Source organism: Curtobacterium sp. MCLR17_055 (assembly GCF_003234305.1).
Taxonomy (GTDB): Bacteria; Actinomycetota; Actinomycetes; order Actinomycetales; family Microbacteriaceae; genus Curtobacterium; species Curtobacterium flaccumfaciens.
The window spans coordinates 145,884-165,273 of the sequence record NZ_QKSX01000008.1 but is presented as its reverse complement, the minus strand read 5'-3'; the positions used below and the strand labels follow the sequence as shown (position 1 = coordinate 165,273).

Genomic DNA, 19,390 nt, shown 5'->3' with positions numbered 1-19,390 from the left:
CCCTCCGGCGAGCTTCGTCAGCCTCGCGGGCGAGCGCAGCAGCCACCGCCGAGTGGTCGCAACACGCCGCGGACCCGCCGTCGAGTGGTCACGAAGTGTCGTCTGGCACCGGCGCGAGCGACAGTTCGAGACCCTTCGGCCCTGCGCGCGCGGGGAGTCGTGACCACCTCAGCCAGCCGACACCAGCCGGAGGTCAGCCGGCCAGGAACGCCGCGACCGCTCCGTGCAGGGCAGCCAGGTCGTCGACGTGCACGAGCTCCCGGATCGAGTGCATCGACAGCAGTCCGACGCCGATGTCGATCGTCGGGATCCCGAGCCGGGTCGCCGCGATCGGGCCGATGGTCGAGCCGCCGGGGATCGTGTTCACGTTGACGAACGGCTGCCACGGCACACCGGCGGTCTCGCAGGCGGCGGCCCAGACGGCCTCGCCCTTCGCCTCGGTCATGTAGCGCTGGTTCGCGCTGATCTTCAGCAGCGGACCGGCCCCGGGGCGCGGACGGTTCGTCGGGTCGTGCTTCTCCGGCTGGTTGGGGTGCACCAGGTGCCCGGCGTCGCTCGACAGCAGCCACGACCCACGGAACGCCCGGGCGGCTTCGGAGCGGGTGGCGCCGAGTCCTTCCTGCACACGGCCGAGGACGTCCTCGAGGAACGGACCACCGGCACCGGACGGCGTCGACGACCCGATCTCCTCGTGGTCGAACGCCGCGAACACCGGGATGTGGTCACCGTCGGCGGGAGCGTCCACGATGCCCCGGAGTCCGGCGTGCACGCTCGTCAGGTTGTCCATCCGGCCGGACGCCAGGAACTCCCGCTCGATGCCGATCCGGGCCGGCGCCTGGGTGTCGGCGAGGAACAGGTCCCACGACACCGCGCCCTCGCCGAGCCGGGCGAGCAGCCACTCCACGACAGAGGTCCCACCGGCGTCGCCGTCGACCCCGACGATCGGCAGGGTGTGGCGCTGGCGGTCGATCTCCTTGCCGTCGTTCACCCCGCGGTCGAGGTGGATGGCCAGGTTGGGGATGCGGGCGACGGCATCGGTGCTGACGAGCCGCACGCTGCCGTCGGCGTCGACGACCCGGCCGGCGATCCGCAGGTCACGGTCGAACCAGGTCGACAGGAGCGCCCCGCCGTAGACCTCGACGTTGAGCTGCTCCCAGCCCCCGGTGCGCACGCCGGGGTTCGGCTTCACGCGGAAGCCGGGGGAGTCGGTGTGGGCGCCGAGGATCCGGAACGGCGTCGTCGGGACGGCACCGTCGGGCAGGCGCCACGCGATGACGGCGCCGTCGCGGACCACCACGTACGCACCGGGTTCGGTCGGCCAGGCGTCGAGCTCGGACAGCTCGGTGAACCCGGCTGCGACGAGACGGTCACGGGTCGCCGCCGCCGCGTGGAACGCGGTGGGCGACTCGGTGACGAACTGGGCGAACTCGGAGGCGATGGCGTCGACGGTCACCCGCCCATCGTGGCACGGGGTGGAGGCGACCCGACGCAGAACGGGGCGCGTCCGTCGGACGCACCCCGTTCCTCCAGGCCGGTGGACCCGACCGGACGGACCTGCTCAGCCCTTGGCGTGACCGGCCGAGCCGAGGACCTTCGCGGCCTCGACGACGCGAGCCGCCATGGCGGTCTCGGCGACCTTGCCCCAGGCGCGGGGGTCGTACTGCTTCTTGTTGCCGACCTCGCCGTCGATTTTCAGGACACCCTCGTAGTTGCGGAACATCGAGTCCGCGATCGAGCGGGTGAACGCGTACTGCGTGTCCGTGTCGATGTTCATCTTGATGACGCCGTTGCGGACGGCCTCGTGGATCTCGTCGTCGGTCGAGCCGGAGCCGCCGTGGAAGACGAGGTCGAGGGGGTTCTCGCCGGTGCCGTGCTTCGCCGCGACGGACGCCTGGATCTCGCCGAGGAGCTCGGGGCGGAGCTTGACGTTGCCCGGCTTGTAGACGCCGTGCACGTTGCCGAAGGTGAGCGCCGCGATCCAGCGGCCCTTGTCGCCCAGGCCGAGCGCGTCGACGACCTTCTCGACGTCGTTCGGGGTCGTGTAGAGCGCGTCGTTCGTGCCCTCGTGCTGGACGCCGTCCTCTTCGCCGCCGACGACGCCGATCTCGACCTCGAGGATCGCGTTGATGTTCCGCGTCTTCTCGATCATGGTCTTCGCGATCTCGATGTTCTCGTCGAGCGGCACGGCCGAACCGTCCCACATGTGCGACTGGAAGATCGGGTTTCGACCCTGCCGGACCTCTTCCTCGCTCGCCGCGATGAGCGGCAGGACGAAGCCGTCGAGGGCGTCCTTCGGGCAGTGGTCGGTGTGCAGCGCGACCGTGATGTCGTAGTTCTTGGCGACCTCGTGGGCGAACTTCGCCATCGCGAGGGCACCAGCTGCGCGGTTCTTGATGGTGTGGCCGGCGAAGTAGTCGGCACCGCCCGTCGTGACCTGGAGGATGCCGTCGGAACCGGCTTCCTGCAGGCCCTGGAGGACCGCGTTGATGGTCTGCGAGGAGGAGACGTTGACCGCGGGGTACGCGAACTTGCCCGCCTTCGCGCGTTCGATCATCTCGGCGTACTGTTCCGGCGTTGCGATGGGCACGTGGATCTCCTTCGACTTCGGTGATGTCCCCGCCGATCGTAGTCAGCCGGACTGGAGGCGCGGTCCGGGTTACGCGGTCGGCTCACGTCCGGCGTGCACATGCGTGCACGGGCCCGGTGTCCGGACCGTCGGTCGGCCGCCGGTCGGTAGGCTCGGGTCGTGACTCCCACGACTGAGACCGGCTCCCTGTTCCTCCAGCCCGACCGCAACCTCGCGCTCGAGCTCGTGCGTGCGACGGAGGCCGCCGCGATCCGTGCGCAGCCGTGGGTTGGGCGTGGTGAGAAGAACCTCGCCGACGGCGCCGCGGTCGACGCGATGCGCAAGTTCCTCGGCACGGTGAACTTCGACGGCGTCGTCGTCATCGGTGAGGGCGAGAAGGACAACGCCCCGATGCTCTACAACGGCGAGCACGTCGGCAACGGTCACGGCCCGGCCTGCGACATCGCGGTCGACCCGATCGACGGCACCTCGCTCACCGCCGCAGGCCGCCAGAACGCCATCTCCGTCATGGCCGTCTCGGACCGTGGCTCGATGTACGACCCCTCCGCCGTCTTCTACATGGACAAGATCGCCGCCGGCCCCGAGGGCCGCGGTGTCCTGGACCTCGAGAAGCCGATCGGTGACAACATCCGCGCGCTGGCGAAGGCCAAGGGCAAGGACCTCGAGGACATGGTCGTCGCCGTGCTCGACCGCCCGCGCCACGACGAGCTGATCCGCGCCATCCGCGCGACCGGTGCCGGCACGCGACTGCTGCTCGACGGTGACGTCGCCGGTGGCATCGCCGCCGCCCTGCCCGGCTCGACCATCGACATGTGCGTCGGTGTCGGCGGCACCCCCGAGGGCATCATCACGGCGTGCGCGATCAAGGCGCTCGGCGGCGTGATCCTCGGCAAGCTCCAGCCGAAGGACGACGAGGAGCGCGAGCGCGCCATCGCCGCCGGCCACGACCTGGACAAGGTCCTCGACCAGGACGACCTGGTCACGGGTGACAACACGTTCTTCGTCGCCACCGGCGTCACCGACGGCGTCCTGGTCGACGGTGTCCGTCGTTCGCGCGGCGTCATCCACACCGACTCGCTCGTGCTCCGCTCGCGCTCGAACACGATCCGCCGCATCCAGGCGGACCACCGTGCGGAGAAGTGGTTCTAGGCCGGACGATCGTCCGCCGCTTCGGGGCGTCGCCGGTCTTCCGGCGGCGCCCCGTTGTACGAGCCCTTGCGTAGGCTCGACGCATGACTGCGACAACGGCACGGATCGTCGGACTGGACACCGCGGGCATCCGCACGCTGCACGCGGAGGCGGACGGCACGGCCGACCGGCTGCCGCACGTCGTGCCGGTGGCGCCCGACCTCGGCGTGATCCTGGCGGACGAGGACGGCGCGATCCTCACCGCGCCGGCGCTCGCCGAGATGGGCTGGGCGGACGACGACGTCCTGCGTGCAGCCGTCGCCGCCGCGCAGGAGCAGGCCGGAGGCGACGTGGCGGTGATCCAGCCCGGCACGATCGTCATCCAGGACCCCGACCTCGCCGTGGTGCTCGTGCTCGCACCGCAGGCGTTCCAGGGGATCGAGTTCCGCGGCAGCGCAGTGGTCTTCCCGGTTGCGCCGACGACGTTCATCGTCACCGGCGACCAGGACGAGGACGGGCTCCAGGTCGCGGCCGGTGTCGCCCAGCAGATCCTGGCCGACGACGAGGGCGAGGTCCTGAGTGGACCGCCCATGGTGCTGCGCGGTGACGGGTGGGTCCGGTTCGAGCACCCGTCACTCGACGGCGAGCTCCGAACGATCCGCGCGCTCTGGACGGCGACCGCCGCGAACCTGCAGCAGGACGCCCTGCAGGAGTCGTTCGACCGGCGGGGCGAGGACGTCCACGTCGGTGCGGTCTCGGTCGCCCGGCTCGCCGAGGACGACCCGGCCTTCTCGTACTCGTCGTGGACCGAGGACGTCGAGACCGTCGTCGCCGCGGTCGACACGATCGTGCTCGTGACCCTCGACGGGCAGACGCAGCCCGTGCCGTTCGGTCGGCTGCGGGAGCTGGCCTCCGGGTTGATCGAGGAACTCGAGGTCCGCCCGACGCGCTACCGGCTCCGCGGTTTCCCGGATCTCGAGTCGGTCCGCGCGGCCCTCTGACGGGTCGACCCCGGTCGGTGGCACTCGTCCCCGTCGCTGCCCCCTGATATGGTCACACTCGCGCACCGCGCTGCACCGAGATCGGGCGGTCGATGAGGACGAGGGGGATGGATCAGTCGTGTTTGAGGCCGCTGCGCGCGGGTCACTCGCCGATCTTCAAGCGGCGGTTCGAGCCGATCCGGCCGTGCTTAACTCGACGGTAGATGGGGAGACCCTGCTTCGTCTCCTCGTCCGACGTGCTCTTCCTGTGCGACCAAATCGACCCAACCCGCACCCGCTCGCTGTGGGCGACGCGGTGTCGGGTGCAAATGCGATGTTGAGTGCCGGAGCCAAAGCCCGCAAGGTTGGTGCAGACGGCTTCACCGCTCAAGGGTTCGCGCGAGCATTCCTGGCGCCGAAGCCCCTGATCAAGACCCTTGACGCAGCGGCCAAGAAGGAGCGTGCATGACCCTGCCACGTGTTGTGCAAGACGTAGGATGGATTGCCTCGTTCCTCGGAGCCGACGTCGGTGCTGCGCAGCAGGTCGGCGAGGTCGATGGGATCGACCTTCTGGCGATCTCCGGCCCCAAGGAACCGTTCGTCGTGGTGATGTCCGCGGGATTGGCTGAGCGTCCGATCGCAAGCATGTTTCCCCAAGAACTCCTCGTGACAGTGCAAGCTGACCACTGGGAAGGCGCGCTCATTCTGCTGCAGACCGCGTTGGAAGTCGCCCTTGAACGCGGGCGCGGGTTCAGCTACGGCGATCTGGTCGGGAACAGCGAACCGCTTCTCATCGGAACGCGCATCTCGGGCTTGATCGCCGATGTCAACCCGTGGCTCCCGGCAGAGTCAGCGACGCGTCGTGATGGCCGTGAAGTGCAGACCACGTTCGTCTCGATGCTCCCGCTGACTGACGAAGAGCTCGAGACGCTCACGCGCACACCAGAGACTGAGCGCGATTCGGAGCTCGGGAAACTCGATGATCGGGATTTCTTGAACCTCAAGCGCTGATGAACTTCGGGAAGCCGGAGCGGCCGAGGTTTGGACAGTGCGCTGAGGTACGAACTGGTCGAAAGCGAAGCCAGCCGGGTCTCACGATCTCCCGAAGCTCACCGGAGGGCCACAGTGAGGGAACGTAGGCTCACAACCGTCGAGGAACGGCAAATCGAAGCGCGTTTGATCGCGCCCGAGGGATTCCAGTATCCCGAACGATTCCAACGTGTCCTTGCACAGGACCCACTTCCCGAAATCGATCCCTTCATGTGGACGTCTGAGTACGAGAACCAGGCAACGGACTGGGTTGACATCGTTGGGGAGCAGTATCCGACCCGTTCCCTCGTACCCTTCGCAAAGCACCAGGACACAGACGATGTGTTCTGCTTTGACGGTGGCGACCATTCGGGCAACCCTCCCGTGCTGATCATCCACACGTTCGCTTCGCCCGGGACGGAGTACCGGGGGCAGTGGACGTCCTTCGACGTCTGGTGGGAGGAGATGGAGGAGCATCGAGCAGCGTGGCTCGCGGATCAGGAAGAGGACTGAGACATGCCTCGTAGGGACACGTCGATCAGCAAGGCGATGTCGCACGCGTTGCGGCACGAACCGGGTGCGTACGGGCTGGAACTCGACGCCGACGGGAGCGTCCCGCTCGCAGACCTCGTGGACGCCTTGCAGCGGGCGGGCGTGGCAGCGTCCGAGGACGATGTTCACCGTGTGGTGGTCGAATCCGACAAGCAGCGCTTCGTCGTCGAAGGCGACCGGATCCGTGCCCAGTACGGGCACTCGACGGACGAGCGCATCGTGAAGCCGTCGATCGTTCCGCAACCGGCACTCTGGCATGCAACTTCCCCCGCTGCGGCTGAGGCGATCATGCGCGACGGGCTCTTGCCGATGGGGCGCCAGTACGCGCATCTGACGACCGATCGCGAGCTGGCTCTGCAGGCTGGGCGGCGCAAGTCCACCGCTCCCGTCCTGTTGCGAATCGATGCAGCTCGCGCCCACCTGGAGGGCGTGGAGTTCTCGGAGGGGCACGACCGGGTGACCCTGGCCTTGTTCGTTCCCGCGCAGTACATCTCGGCGGAAACCTCCCGATCCTGATGCCGCTGTTCCGACGGAATGCTGGGCTGCGCCAACGGGCGAGTGAGTTCAACGGTCGCTACTGGCGGAGTGCCATCCAAGTCACCTCAACCAACTGGGAGGGGCGCAGGGCAGCGGTGCACCGAGCAACGGATGCGGAGAAGCGACTGAGGGCGTTGCGCGGCGAATGGCACATGGGCCTCAAGCATCTGGTCGTGCAGTACTCCGCAGGTGTCAGCGTCGATGAGATCGGCGATGTAGCCGAGTCCGTCGCGGCCTCGTACCGTGCTTGGGTCACTTCCGCGCTCTCCCATGCCGGTCCTTCGCCCCGCCTCAGCGACGGGAACGAGTACTACATCAGCATCTTGCAACTTCTCGGGATCGCGACGGGCTGTGGTCGGGACGACAGCGCGCGGACGATACTCGAGTCCGTGATCAGGCAGGGCGCGGATCCGTTGTTCTCGGCTCTTGCTTCTGCACACCGGCTGGCCCTTCCCAGCGGATCCCCTGCGGCTTCGACGCCCAGGGTTGCGCGGCCTCTGCTGGCGGTTCTTCAACGGCCCGAAGAAGCGGACCGCACGATCCAGACCTATCTGACGGACTGGCCAACGCGTATGAAGTCGATGAGCTGGATGGGGTCCCTGGAACGGGTCAGACCCGGTGACTCGTACGGTCAAGGCTTCATCGGGTACTGGGCGATGGAACTGCCTGCGGTGGCCAGTGCCATCGATGCGCACCTCGATGACGTTGTGTCGCCCTTCCTCCCAGCGGATCTCTTGTGAAGTTCGACAGATCTTTGGTCGGGCAGCCCAGGTGAGGCAACGAGACGAACGAGTGTCGACGGGGCAATCGCGTGCACTCCTCCCAGCGAGACTCTCGGTGAAGGCGGTCGACTGGCGGTCGAGCAGCGCCCTGTCGCTGCGAAGGCTCCTGGTCGCTCCACGAACGAAGGTGGTTCGAGGTGATCGACGTCGAAGTGCTCCGCACAGCGCTCGATCCGTCCTCGATGGACGTTCCGAAGCGGGTCCGGAACGCCTTCGAGAAGGTGGCTCGGGTGAAGTCGTTCGTCACGGTTCCAGGCGGGGCTGCGCTGATCCGGGGATCCGTGTTGATCGCGGTCTACGGTGATGCTCCCCGTGTGAGCACGGCGGCGCGCGCGCTGCGCGTCCCTGACGAGGGTGTGTCCCACACCCAATGGACGAGGCAGCGTGGTGCCTACGCGGCGGTGGCATTCGCAGCCGCTCGCGACTCCGACCCACCATCGGTTGCGGCACGGACTGCCGGATGGACGGTGAGAGAGCCGTTGATGCAAGGGAAGGCGCTTCGGCACCACATCGACCGGTCCGCCGAGGAACGGGAGATGGACGAGTTCATGCCGGTTTCGGGGCACCTCGCCGCCTTCGCATCGGACATGGTGATCCTGGGGACCATGTGGCTGTTCGGCGGGTCTGACGCGTGGCCGATCGGGCGGATCGCAGCGGAGTGGGACCGCAACGCCGAGGCCGTCCGCGCGCTCCCCGGGTACTCCGACGCATGAGCCGTCGCCCCGAGGAAGGTCCGGTCGCGGTCAGGAGACCGACGCGTCGTCCTCGTCCGCCCACAGCGGGTCGCTGACGGTCCGCGGCAGCAGCGCCCCCGGCGACCCCGGCCACGGCAACCGCGTGACCGGCCAGTTCGAGGCGAAGAGCTCACGCCGCCCGGCATCGAACTCCTGCACCGTCTTGAGCTCGTCGTAGACCAGGGCGTACGCGGCCCGCAGGTTGTCGAAGTAGTCGTCCCACGAGTCGAACAGGGTGAAGGCGACATCGGCGACCAGGTCGATCGACGACCACGCGTCGTCCTCGCTCAGGAGCCCGGCGGCGTACGCACCTCGGACGGCGGTGACCGCGTTCTTGACGTCCATCGACCAGAGCAGCTTCGGCGGGCGGTCCGCTCGGCGTTCGAGCAGGCTCGAGCCTGCCCACGGGTCGGTGCCGAGCAGTGAGGACAGCCGGGTGAGCCGGGTCTCACCCTCGGCGGATCGGCTCAACGCGAGGAACTGCCACGACACGCTCTTCGGACCGAGCAGGTCGACGGCGAAGGCCTGTGCGTCCCGCCCGCTGGCGATCTTGTAGGTTTCGTCGAGTTCGCGCCGCAGGAACGTCAGCGGGGGCAGGGGGATCGTCACGAAGGGCGACGACGTGGTGTCCTGCAGGTACTCGCCGCCGAGCTCCACCCGCGAACCGTACGGGGCGAGCGACGCCGGCCACCATCCTTCGTGGAAGTCGCCGAACGAGGCGAGCGCCAGCTGCTGCAGTCGGTGGACGGGCAGCTCGCGGGCGCCGGTGCGCTCCCGGTACCGCCGCTGTTCCCGCACCGGCAGCCCGATGTCACGGAGCGAGGTGATGAAGGTCAGCACGAACCACACGACGACGGCGATCAGGAAGCAGCGCCACACCGCCTGGATGCCGTACCCGAAGTGCGCCCGGACGTCGTACGGACCGGCTGTGGCGGCGACGAGGGCGACGAAGAACGCCACGATCGCGATCGCCATGGTGATCCACGCTGCGGCGCGGTCCCGTCGTCGCCCGGTCTGCTTCCGCGCCTTGGCGACCATCGCCCGGTGTCGCCAGCGTGGACGGACCGGGAACTCGCGGTCGCCGGGATGGTTCTGCAGTGCTTCCCCCATGACGATCGATCGTAGCGAGCAGCTCAGTCCTCGTCGACGGCGCCGACGAGCTCCGGCGCCGTGAGCAGCCGCGGCTCGTCCTCGATCGAGGACGGGTCGGCGATCACCTTTGACTCGTCGAGCAGCGACAGCCGACGGGCACTCGGCAGGACCTGGCGTTCGAGCGACCCGACGAAGCGGTTGTAGTCGACGACCGAACCGCGGATCGAGCGGCCGAGCTTGTCGACGTGCCCGGCCATCGTGGACAGCCGGCCGTAGAGCTCGCGGGACACCTTGAAGAGCTCGTGGGCCTCTTGCGAGACGACGTCCTGCTGCCACGAGAACGCCACGGTCTTGAGCACGGACCACAGGGTCACGGGTGAGGCGAGGGCGATGCGCTTGCGGAAGGCGTGGTCGAGCAGGCCGGGGTCGGCGGCGAGGGCGCTCGAGATGAGCGACTCCGACGGGATGAAGGCGACGGTGAGCTCGGGGGAGGCGTCGTAGCCGGTCCAGTACTCCCGTGCGGCAAGGGCGTCGACGTGCGCTCGGAGCGCCTTGACGTGCTGGGCGATGAGCTGGTCGCGTCGGGCTGCCTCGGCACCGGTGGCGGTCGCCGGGATCTCGGCGGCCTGCAGGTAGGCGCTGAACGGCACCTTGGCGTCGACGGCGATGGTCTTGCCGCCGGGCAGGTGCACGACCATGTCCGGGCGGGCGGAGCCGACGGCGGTGGTGACGGAGGACTGCACGTCGAAGTCGACACGTTCGAGCAGCCCGGCGGCCTCGACCACGTTGCGCAGCTGCGTCTCGCCCCAGACGCCGCGCGTGCTGTTCGACGACAGGGCGCTGGCCAGGGTGTCGGCGGTGGCGCGCAGGCGCTCTTCCGACTCGGCGGCCGATCGGAGCTGCGCCGACAGCGCACCGTACTGCTCGCTCCGCGACTGCTCGAGCTCGGCGATCTTCGTGCGCATCACGTCGAGCGTCTGCGCCACGGGGCTGAGCGCGGAGAGCACCTTCGACTCGTTCTGGTTCCGTGCCGCGTCGACGCCGTGCATGCGCTGTACCAGGTGCTCGAGCTCGGCGGAGCGCCGCTCGAGCGAGTCGACCTGGCGGCGGTACTGCGTGTCCTGGGCGTCGAGGCGTTCCTCGGCGTCGCGCCGCACCGCCTCGAGCTGGCCGCGGAGCGCCTCGGCCGTCGCACGGGACGACGCGGCGTCGATGCCCGCGCGCGAGCGGGCGAGCGACCAGGCGACGACCGCACCGACGGCGATGCCGATCACGAGACCGATGACCAGGGCGAGGATCTGCATGTCGCGACCCTGGCAGAACCCACCGACACCGCGCCTCCCGGCACTCCGGCGCGCCCCGCAGAACCAGCGTGACCAGCGCCACGGGACCAACGTGACGGACCGCGGAATCCATGTCATGACATTAGGGCAAACAGGGTGTACAGTCGTGATCGTCCGCCGATGAAGCCGCACGGAAGGTCCACCGCGTCGCATGACGAACCAAGCTCCCCACGCCTACGACGTGATCACGATGGGACGCGTCAGCGTCGACATCTACCCGCAGCAGACCGGCCCGCTCGAGGACGTCTCGACCTTCTCGAAGTCCGTCGGCGGCAGCGCCACCAACGTCGCCATCGCCGCTGCTCGACACGGCGCGGACGCCGCGGTCATCACCCGGACGGGCAACGACCCCTTCGGCCGGTACATCGCCCGCACGCTGCCCGAGTACGGGGTCGCGAACGCGTTCGTCGAGACGGTGGAGGGGCTGAACACCCCCGTCGCCTTCTGTGAGATCTTCCCGCCGGACGACTTCCCGCTCTACTTCTACCGGGCCCCGAAGGCGCCGGACCTGATGATCACGGCGAAGTCCCTGCCGCTGCACGAGATCGAGCGCGCGAAGATCTTCTGGACCACGGTGACCGGGCTCAGCGAGGAGCCGAGCCGACAGGCGCACCACGTGGCGTACGAAGCCCGGTCCGCCGCGCAGAACAGCACGAAGACCCACACCGTCTTGGACCTGGACTACCGGTCGATGTTCTGGTCGAGCCCCGAGGCCGCGACGCGCGAGGTCGCGATCGCCCTCGAGCACGCCACCGTCGCCGTCGGCAATCGCGAGGAGTGCGAGGTCGCGGTCGGTGAGACCGACCCGGTCCGCGCCGCCGACGCGCTGCTCGACCGCGGTGTCGAGATCGCGATCGTCAAGCAGGGGCCGAAGGGCGTGCTGGCGAAGACCCGCGACGAGTTCGTCGAGTTCCGTCCGCACCACATCGACGTCGTGAACGGGCTCGGCTCGGGCGACGGCTTCGGCGGCGCGCTGACCCACGGGCTGCTGCAGGGCTGGAGCCTCGAGCGGATCCTGGCGTTCTGCAACGCCGCCGGCGCGATCGTCGCGACGCGGTTCGAATGCTCGACGGCGATGCCGACGAGCGACGAGATCGAGCAGTTCCTGACCGACAACCCGGCCGAGGGCACGACGCACACGGGTGCGACGCACACGGGTGAGACGCACACCGAGGAGAAGACCCATGCCTGAGCTCAGCCCCGCTGACTTCCAGCGCCTCCGCGACATCCGTGCCGGCCAGCCGGACCTGGTGCGTGCCACGCTCGACGCCCGCCGCAAGCGCTCCCTGCTCGCCGACGACGGCAAGCTCTTCATCGTCGCCGCCGACCACCCCGCACGCGGTGCGCTGGCGGTGCGCGACGACGAGTCCGCGATGGCGGACCGCTACGACCTGCTCGAGCGGCTCGTCACGGCCCTCGGCCGGCCGGGGGTCGACGGCGTGCTCGGCACCCCCGACATCCTCGAGGACCTCGCGCTGCTCGGCGCCCTCGACGGCAAGGTCGTCGTCGGGTCGATGAACCGCGGTGGACTCCGCGGCGCGACCTTCGAGATGGACGACCGGTACACGGCGTACTCGGCGCAGGCGATCAAGGACTCCGGGCTCGACTTCGCCAAGCTGCTGGTGCGCATCGCCCTGGAGGACTCGGGCACCGCGCCGACGCTCGAGGCCACGGCCCGCGCCGTCAGCGAGGCCGCGGCGCTCCAGCTGCCGATCATGCTCGAGCCGTTCATGTCCGAGTGGCGGGACGGCCGGGTCGTCAACGACCTGTCGGCCGACGCCGTGATCACCTCGATGGCGATCGCTGCGGGACTCGGCGAATCCAGCGCCTACAGCTGGCTCAAGATCCCCGTCGTCGACGACATGGAGCGCGTGATGGCCGCGACGACGCTGCCGACGCTGCTGCTCGGCGGCGACCCGGCTTCGCGCCCGCTGGAGACGTACGCCAAGTGGGCTGACGCCCTGGCCCTGCCCGGCGTCCGCGGCCTGGTCGTCGGACGCACCCTGCTCTACCCCTCGGACGGCGACGTCGCCGCCGCCGTGGACGTCGCCGCCGGTCTCGTCCACAGCCAGGAGGCCCGGGGCGGGTTCTCCACAGATGCCCACGACCCAGCCGCTCGGCTCGCGGGCGCCACCACCATGGACTCGTCCATCTCGGAAGGAAGCAACGCATGACGCTCACCGACACGACCACCACCACCGTCGGGCACTGGATCGACGGCAAGCGCGTCGAATCCGCGTCGGGCAACACCGCCCCCGTGTACGACCCGGCGCTCGGCGTCGCGACCAAGCAGGTCGCGCTGGCCGACGAGTCCGAGATCCAGGCGGCCATCGGCAGCGCCAAGGCGGCGTTCCCCGGCTGGAGCAACCTGTCGCTGGCCAAGCGCCAGGCGATCCTGTTCTCGTTCCGCGAGATCCTGAACCGCGACAAGGCCGAGCTGGCCGAGATCATCACGAGCGAGCACGGCAAGGTCATCGACGACGCCATGGGCGAGATCGCCCGCGGGCAAGAGGTCGTGGAGCTCGCCACCAACATCCCGAGCCTGATGAAGGGCGAGTTCTCCGACCAGGTCTCGACCGGCATCGACGTCTACTCGATCCGCCAGCCGCTCGGCGTCGTGGGCATCATCAGCCCCTTCAACTTCCCGGCGATGGTGCCGCTCTGGTTCCTGCCGATCGCGATCGCCGCGGGCAACACCGTCGTGCTGAAGCCGAGCGAGAAGGACCCGTCGGCCGCCATCTGGCTCGCCGAGAAGTTCAAGGAGGCCGGGCTGCCCGACGGCGTCTTCAACGTGCTCAACGGCGACAAGCTGTCCGTCGACGGTCTGCTCACCAGCGACGACGTCGAGTCGATCTCGTTCGTCGGCTCCACGCCCATCGCGCAGTACGTCTACGAGACCGGTACCAAGCACGGCAAGCGCGTGCAGGCCCTCGGCGGCGCGAAGAACCACATGCTCGTCCTGCCGGACGCCGACCTCGACCTGGTCGCCGACAACGCGATCAACGCCGGCTTCGGTTCGGCCGGTGAACGCTGCATGGCGATCTCGGTCGTCGTCGCCGTCGAGCCGGTGGCCGACGAGCTCATCCAGAAGATCAAGGACCGCGCGGCGACCCTGCGCATCGGCGACGGTCGTCGCGGGTGCGACATGGGCCCGCTCGTCACGAAGCAGCACCGTGACAAGGTCGCCTCGTACATCGAGGTCGCAGAGCAGGACGGTGCGGTGGTTGTGGTGGACGGCCGCACCGTCCGACCCGACGGCGACGAGAACGGCTTCTGGCTGGGCCCGACGCTGATCGACCAGGTGCCCACCACCAGCCGCGTCTACACCGAGGAGATCTTCGGTCCGGTGCTGAGCGTCGTGCGGGTCGCCACCTACGAAGAGGGCCTCGAGCTCATCAACTCCGGCGCGTACGGCAACGGCACCGCCATCTTCACGAACGACGGTGGCGCCGCCCGACGGTTCCAGCGCGACGTGCAGGTCGGCATGATCGGCATCAACGTCCCGATCCCGGTGCCCGTCGCCTACTACTCGTTCGGTGGCTGGAAGAACTCGCTGTTCGGTGACCACAAGGCGTACGGGGCCGACGGCGTGAGCTTCTTCACCCGCCAGAAGGCGATCACGAGCCGCTGGCTCGACCCGTCGCACGGCGGCATCAACCTCGGCTTCCCGTCGAACAACTGACCCGCGGCATGGCGAACGAACAGCACCAGCACGACCAGTGGTTCATCCCGGCGGGCTCCCGGCCCGAGGCGGGCTGGACCGACGTGGTCGACGGTCGCATCGAGGGGTGGGCGCACACCGGGCTCCGGACCGGCGCGCTGACCGACGGGGGCGAGCTGCGCCTCCCGGCCGACGCCGTGGAGCGCATCGTCGTGCCGCTCGCCGGGTCGTTCCACGTGACCCACTCGGGCGCTGCCGGTGACGGCGAGCAGACCCTGCAGGGTCGGGGGAGCGTCTTCGACGGCCCCACCGACGTCCTGTACCTGGGCTCGGGCTCCACGGCCACCATCACCGGCAGCGGCCGGTTCGCCGTCGCGGAAGCCCCCACCGACACCTTCAAGCCGACCACCTACGTGGCCCGGCCGGACGTGCCCGTGGAACTCCGCGGCGCCGGGCAGTCGAGCCGCCAGGTGCACAACTTCGGCACCCCGGCCGCGCTCGACGCTGTCAAGTTCATCGTGTGCGAAGTGATCACGCCGGCCGGCAACTGGTCGTCGTACCCGCCCCACAAGCACGACACGAACGTGCCCGGTTCTGAGTCGAACCTCGAGGAGATCTACTACTACGAGGCGGCGGTGTCCCGTGGGCTCGAGTCGATCGCGCCCGAGGCCGCCGACCCGTTCGCCCTGCACCGCACGTACGCCTCGGACGACCGTGCCATCGACGAGTTCCGGCAGGTCCGGACCGGTGACGTCGCCCTGGTGCCGTACGGCTGGCACGGTCCGGCGGTCGCCGCTCCGGGTTACGACATGTACTACCTCAACGTGATGGCCGGGCCGGACCCGGAGCGCGTCTGGAACATCACCGACGACCCGTCCCACGGGTGGGTCCGGCAGGCGTGGGCATCGGAATCGATCGACCCACGACTGCCCTACGAAAGGAAGCAGGCGTGACCACCACCACGCGGAAGATGACGGTCGGTCAGGCACTCGTCGAGTTCCTGGCCAACCAGTGGACCGTCGACGGCGACGTCCGCGAACGCACCATCCCGGGGATCTTCGGCATCTTCGGGCACGGCAACGTCGCCGGGGTCGGTCAGGCCATCAAGCAGCTCCACGTCGAGCAGCCCGGGCTGCTGCCGTACCACCAGGCCCGCAACGAGCAGGCGATGGTGCACGAGGCCGTCGGCTTCGCCCGCATGCACCGCCGCCGTGCGACCTACGCGTCCACCGCGTCGGTGGGCCCGGGTGCCGCCAACATGCTGACCGCCGCGGCGCTCGCCACCACGAACCGGCTGCCGGCCCTGCTGCTGCCGTCGGACACCTTCGCCACGCGCACCACCGACCCGGTGCTCCAGCAGATCGAGCTGCCGCACGACACGTCGTTGCAGGTCACCGACGCCTTCCGTCCGCTCTCGCGCTACTTCGACCGTGTGGAGCGTCCGGAGCAGCTGTTCTCGATCGCCCTCGCCGCGATGCGGGTGCTGACCGACCCGGCCGAGACCGGTGCGGTGACGATCGCCCTGCCCGAGGACGTCCAGGCCGAGGAGTTCGACGTGCCCGTCGCGTTCCTGCAGCCGCGCGAGTGGCACATCCGCCGTCCGTTGCCCGAGCGTGGCCCGCTCGAGCGTGCCGTGGCCGCGATCCGTGCCGGCCGGCGTCCGGTCATCGTGGCCGGCGGCGGGGTGCTGTACTCCGACGCCGCCGACGAGCTCCGCGCCTTCGTCGAGGCCACCGGCATCCCGGTCGGCACGTCGCAGGCTGGCGGCGGGTCCCTGGTCTGGGACCACCCGCAGTACCTCGGCGGCATCGGCGCGACCGGCACCGCGGCCGCCAACGCGATCGCTGCCCAGGCCGACGTCGTCATCGGGATCGGCACCCGCTACAGCGACTTCACCACGGCGTCGCGCACGGCGTTCCAGAACCCGGACGTCACGTTCGTCAACGTCAACGTGGCCGCGTTCGACGCCTACAAGCACGGTTCGCAGCTGCCGCTGATCGCGGACGCCCGGGAGGCCCTGGTCGCCCTGACCGAGTCGCTCACGTCGGACACGGCGTACGTCGTCGAGCCCGGCTACGCCTCCGAGATCGCCTCGCTGAAGGCGGCGTGGGACGCCGCCGTCGACGGCGCGTTCGCGCCGTCCGGCGCGGACCTGCCCGGTCAGCCCGAGATCATCGGCGCCGTGCAGTCGGTCTCCGACCCGCGCGACGTCGTGATCCAGGCCGCGGGCTCGCTGCCCGGCGACCTGCACAAGCTCTGGCGGGTGCGCGACGAGCTCGGGTACCACGTCGAGTACGCGTTCTCCTGCATGGGCTACGAGATCGCCGGCGGCATCGGGGTGCGACGCGGGGCTCCGGACCGCGACGCGATCGTGATGGTCGGTGACGGCAGCTACCTCATGCTGCACACCGAGCTCGTCACCGCCGTGGCCGAGGGCATCAAGATCATCGTCGTGCTCATCCAGAACCACGGGTACGCGTCGATCGGGCACCTGTCCGAGACCGTCGGCTCCGAGCGCTTCGGCACGAAGTACCGGTACCTCGACGAGACCGAGTCGTTCGAGAACGGCGAGCCCCTGCCCGTCGACCTCGCCGCCAACGCCCGCTCGTACGGCGTCGACGTCATCGAGGTGCAGCCCGGCCCGGACAGCATCGAAGACCTCAAGGCCGCACTGCGTCAGGCGAAGGCGAACGACCACACCACCCTGGTGCACATCAACTCCGACCCGCTGGTCTACGCCCCCGAGGGCGACGGCTGGTGGGACGTGCCGGTCGCGCAGACCTCCACCCTCCCCAGCACCCAGGCCGCGCGCGCCGAGTACGAGCAGCAGGTCGCCACGCAGCGTCCGCTGCTCGGCTGAACCGTTCACGAGACAGAAAGCGACAGCGACGTCATGACCGACACCGCCACCCCCATCGGCAGCCCCGCCACCGACGCGGCGCCCGCCTCGATCCGCATCGGCACCGCCCCGGACTCGTGGGGCGTCTGGTTCCCGGACGACCCGAAGCAGGTGCCGTGGCAGCGCTTCCTCGACGAGGCGTCCGCTGCCGGGTACGAGTGGATCGAGCTCGGCCCGTACGGGTACCTGCCGACCGACCCGTCGCAGCTGTCCGACGAGCTCGAGTCCCGCGGGCTCAAGCTGTCGGCGGGCACGGTCTTCACCGGGTTCCACAAGGGCGAAGACCAGTTCCAGCGTGCGTGGGACCAGGCCGTCGCGGTCGCCGGTCTGGCAGCGAAGCTCGGCGCCGAGCACCTGGTGACGATCCCCGACCTGTGGCGCTCGGACGCCACCGAAGAGGTGCTCGAGGCGCGCACGCTCACCGACGAGCAGTGGGAGCGTCTCGGCAAGGGACACGACCAGCTCGGCAAGGCGCTGCTCGAGGAGTACGGCGTCCACCAGCAGTTCCACACCCACGCGGACAGCCACGTCGGCACCTACAAGGAGACCGTGCGGTTCCTCGAGGTCACGAACCCCGAGTACACGAACCTCTGCCTCGACACCGGCCACTTCGCCTACTACGGCGGCGACAACCTCAAGCTCATCGCCGCCCACCCGGAGCGCATCGGCTACCTGCACCTCAAGCAGGTCGACACGGACCTGCTGTTCGACGTGCTCAAGAACGACGTGCCGTTCGCCACCGCCGTGTCGCAGGGCATCATGACCGAGCCGCCGCACGGCACCCCGGAGCTCGCCCCGATCATCGAGGCCGTCGCCGCGATCAACCCGGACATCTTCGGCATCGTCGAGCAGGACATGTACGGCTGCTCCGTCGACGCCCCCGGCCCGATCGCCGAGCGCACCTTCCAGCACATCTTCGGCTCGACCTCGGCCGCCCGCGCCTCCTGACGCGCCGTCCACGCAGCGTCAACAACCACCAGGAGAACACCACCATGACCACCACGCAGAACCTCCGCGTCGCCGTCGTCGGCGCAGGCATGATGGGCGCCGACCACGTCCGCCGCATCACCGCCAAGATCTCGAACGCCGACGTCGTCGCCGTCGTCGAGCCCGACCAGGCCCGTGCCGCTGCGGCAGCCGCCCTGGCGCCCGGCGCGATCACCGCTGCGTCCTTCGACGAGGCGCTCGAGCAGACCGAGATCGACGCCGTCATCATCGCGACGCCCGGTTTCCTGCACGAGCCGATCCTGGTGACCGCGCTCGAGCGCGGACTCACCGTCCTGTGCGAGAAGCCGCTGACGACCAGCGCCGAGGACTCGCTTCGCATCGTCGAGCTCGAGCAGCAGCACGCCGCCCGGCCCGTCATCCAGGTCGGCTTCATGCGCCGGTTCGACGCCGGGTACCAGGAGCTCAAGGCCCTGCGCGAGTCGGGGGCGAACGGCGCCCTGCTCGCCCTGCACCACGCGCACCGCAACCCGACGACGCCGCCGAACTTCAGCGAGTCGATGCTCATCCACGACTCGGTGATCCACGAGATCGACATCATCCCGTTCCTCACCGGTGAAGCGATCACGAGCGTCGAGGTGAAGAAGCCGCGCAAGAACTCCCTCGCGCCGGCCGACCTGCCCGAGCCGCAGTTCGTCCTGTTCACCACCGAGTCCGGCACGATGGCGATCGTCGAGATCAACGTCAACGCCCAGTTCGGTTACCAGGTGACCACCGACGCCGTGTTCGAGTCCGGCGTCGCCTACATCGGCCGCGACACCTCGCTCTCGCTCGCCGCAGCAGGAGCGACCTCGCAGGGCGTCACGCCGTCCTTCAAGGAGCGCTTCGGTGCCGCCTACGACGAAGAGGTCCAGCGCTGGGTCGACGCGGCCCGGACCGGCGGCATCGACGGGCCGAGTGCCTGGGACGGCTACACCGCCTCCGTCGTCGCCGAGGTCGCGGTCCGGGCCCAGCAGTCCGGCGCGCACGAAGTGGTCGAGTACGCGGTCACCAAGCCGGCGTTCTACGACGAGACGAGCGGCGCGACGAGCGGCGCGACCGCCGCGCTCGCCGGGGCCTGA

Annotated in this window: 18 protein-coding genes; 14 read left to right on the top strand and 4 right to left on the bottom strand. The window is 69.4% G+C overall.

What is annotated here, in order from left to right:
* Positions 1-193 precede the first annotated feature (193 nt).
* Both DEJ09_RS09160 and fbaA read right to left on the bottom strand, forming a co-directional pair.
* Entirely contained in the window at positions 194-1,453 is a 1,260-nt protein-coding gene (locus tag DEJ09_RS09160) for a M18 family aminopeptidase (protein WP_111088251.1), read from the bottom strand.
* Between the two features lie 105 nt (positions 1,454-1,558).
* Complete coding sequence (fbaA, locus tag DEJ09_RS09155; RefSeq protein WP_017886723.1) at positions 1,559-2,587, bottom strand: class II fructose-bisphosphate aldolase; 1,029 nt, start codon at positions 2,585-2,587, stop codon at positions 1,559-1,561.
* Positions 2,588-2,746: 159 nt separating this feature from the next.
* On the opposite strand from fbaA, the gene glpX reads away from it, so the two are divergent.
* From glpX to DEJ09_RS09120, 7 genes are all read left to right on the top strand, one after another.
* The gene (gene glpX / locus DEJ09_RS09150; RefSeq protein ID WP_017886722.1) at positions 2,747-3,736 is read left to right on the top strand and encodes a class II fructose-bisphosphatase; all 990 of its coding nucleotides are present in this window, start codon (positions 2,747-2,749) and stop codon (positions 3,734-3,736) included.
* Positions 3,737-3,819: 83 nt separating this feature from the next.
* Complete coding sequence (locus DEJ09_RS09145) at positions 3,820-4,716, top strand: hypothetical protein (RefSeq protein ID WP_111038843.1); 897 nt, start codon at positions 3,820-3,822, stop codon at positions 4,714-4,716.
* A 444-nt stretch (positions 4,717-5,160) separates the two neighbouring features.
* Positions 5,161-5,706 (top strand): suppressor of fused domain protein, encoded by a 546-nt coding sequence (locus DEJ09_RS09140; RefSeq protein WP_111088250.1) that lies wholly within the window; start codon positions 5,161-5,163, stop codon positions 5,704-5,706.
* Positions 5,707-5,736: 30 nt separating this feature from the next.
* Positions 5,737-6,237 carry an SMI1/KNR4 family protein gene (locus tag DEJ09_RS17945; RefSeq protein ID WP_146245698.1) on the top strand — a complete coding sequence of 167 codons (501 nt, stop codon included), beginning with the start codon at positions 5,737-5,739 and terminating at the stop codon, positions 6,235-6,237.
* A 3-nt stretch (positions 6,238-6,240) separates the two neighbouring features.
* Positions 6,241-6,792 (top strand): RNA 2'-phosphotransferase, encoded by a 552-nt coding sequence (locus DEJ09_RS09130; RefSeq protein WP_111088248.1) that lies wholly within the window; start codon positions 6,241-6,243, stop codon positions 6,790-6,792.
* Positions 6,793-6,986: 194 nt separating this feature from the next.
* On the top strand, positions 6,987-7,553 hold the full coding sequence (locus DEJ09_RS09125; protein ID WP_375537954.1) for a PoNe immunity protein domain-containing protein: 567 nt from the start codon (positions 6,987-6,989) through the stop codon (positions 7,551-7,553).
* 179 nt (positions 7,554-7,732) lie between these two features.
* Positions 7,733-8,308 carry a hypothetical protein gene (locus DEJ09_RS09120; protein WP_111088246.1) on the top strand — a complete coding sequence of 192 codons (576 nt, stop codon included), beginning with the start codon at positions 7,733-7,735 and terminating at the stop codon, positions 8,306-8,308.
* A gap of 30 nt (positions 8,309-8,338) precedes the next feature.
* Here the strand turns inward: DEJ09_RS09120 and DEJ09_RS09115 are convergent, their stop codons facing one another.
* Both DEJ09_RS09115 and DEJ09_RS09110 read right to left on the bottom strand, forming a co-directional pair.
* A complete protein-coding gene (locus DEJ09_RS09115; RefSeq protein ID WP_111088245.1) occupies positions 8,339-9,439 on the bottom strand; it encodes a DUF1266 domain-containing protein in 1,101 nt (366 codons plus the stop codon).
* Positions 9,440-9,462: 23 nt separating this feature from the next.
* Positions 9,463-10,725, bottom strand: coding sequence for a DNA recombination protein RmuC (locus DEJ09_RS09110; protein WP_111088244.1), 1,263 nt, complete (start codon positions 10,723-10,725; stop codon positions 9,463-9,465).
* A 190-nt stretch (positions 10,726-10,915) separates the two neighbouring features.
* Here DEJ09_RS09110 and iolC point away from each other — a divergent pair, with 190 nt between their 5' ends.
* Genes iolC through DEJ09_RS09075 form a run of 7 tightly spaced genes read left to right on the top strand, consistent with a single transcriptional unit; the run spans position 10,916 to position 19,390 of the window.
* Positions 10,916-11,956, top strand: a complete 1,041-nt coding sequence (gene iolC / locus DEJ09_RS09105; RefSeq protein WP_110864409.1) for a 5-dehydro-2-deoxygluconokinase — start codon at positions 10,916-10,918, stop codon at positions 11,954-11,956.
* Entirely contained in the window at positions 11,949-12,938 is a 990-nt protein-coding gene (locus tag DEJ09_RS09100; protein ID WP_035807563.1) for a class I fructose-bisphosphate aldolase, read from the top strand. The genes iolC and DEJ09_RS09100 overlap by 8 nt, the downstream gene beginning before the upstream one ends.
* Positions 12,935-14,446, top strand: coding sequence for a CoA-acylating methylmalonate-semialdehyde dehydrogenase (locus tag DEJ09_RS09095; protein WP_110864410.1), 1,512 nt, complete (start codon positions 12,935-12,937; stop codon positions 14,444-14,446). Before DEJ09_RS09100 ends, DEJ09_RS09095 begins: the two co-directional genes overlap by 4 nt.
* Positions 14,447-14,454: 8 nt before the next feature.
* Positions 14,455-15,378, top strand: coding sequence for a 5-deoxy-glucuronate isomerase (gene iolB / locus DEJ09_RS09090; protein ID WP_111088243.1), 924 nt, complete (start codon positions 14,455-14,457; stop codon positions 15,376-15,378).
* A 17-nt stretch (positions 15,379-15,395) separates the two neighbouring features.
* Positions 15,396-17,285 carry a 3D-(3,5/4)-trihydroxycyclohexane-1,2-dione acylhydrolase (decyclizing) gene (gene iolD, locus DEJ09_RS09085; protein ID WP_110864498.1) on the top strand — a complete coding sequence of 630 codons (1,890 nt, stop codon included), beginning with the start codon at positions 15,396-15,398 and terminating at the stop codon, positions 17,283-17,285.
* 33 nt (positions 17,286-17,318) lie between these two features.
* On the top strand, positions 17,319-18,272 hold the full coding sequence (locus tag DEJ09_RS09080; RefSeq protein WP_042539399.1) for a sugar phosphate isomerase/epimerase: 954 nt from the start codon (positions 17,319-17,321) through the stop codon (positions 18,270-18,272).
* 44 nt (positions 18,273-18,316) lie between these two features.
* Entirely contained in the window at positions 18,317-19,390 is a 1,074-nt protein-coding gene (locus DEJ09_RS09075; protein ID WP_111088242.1) for a Gfo/Idh/MocA family protein, read from the top strand.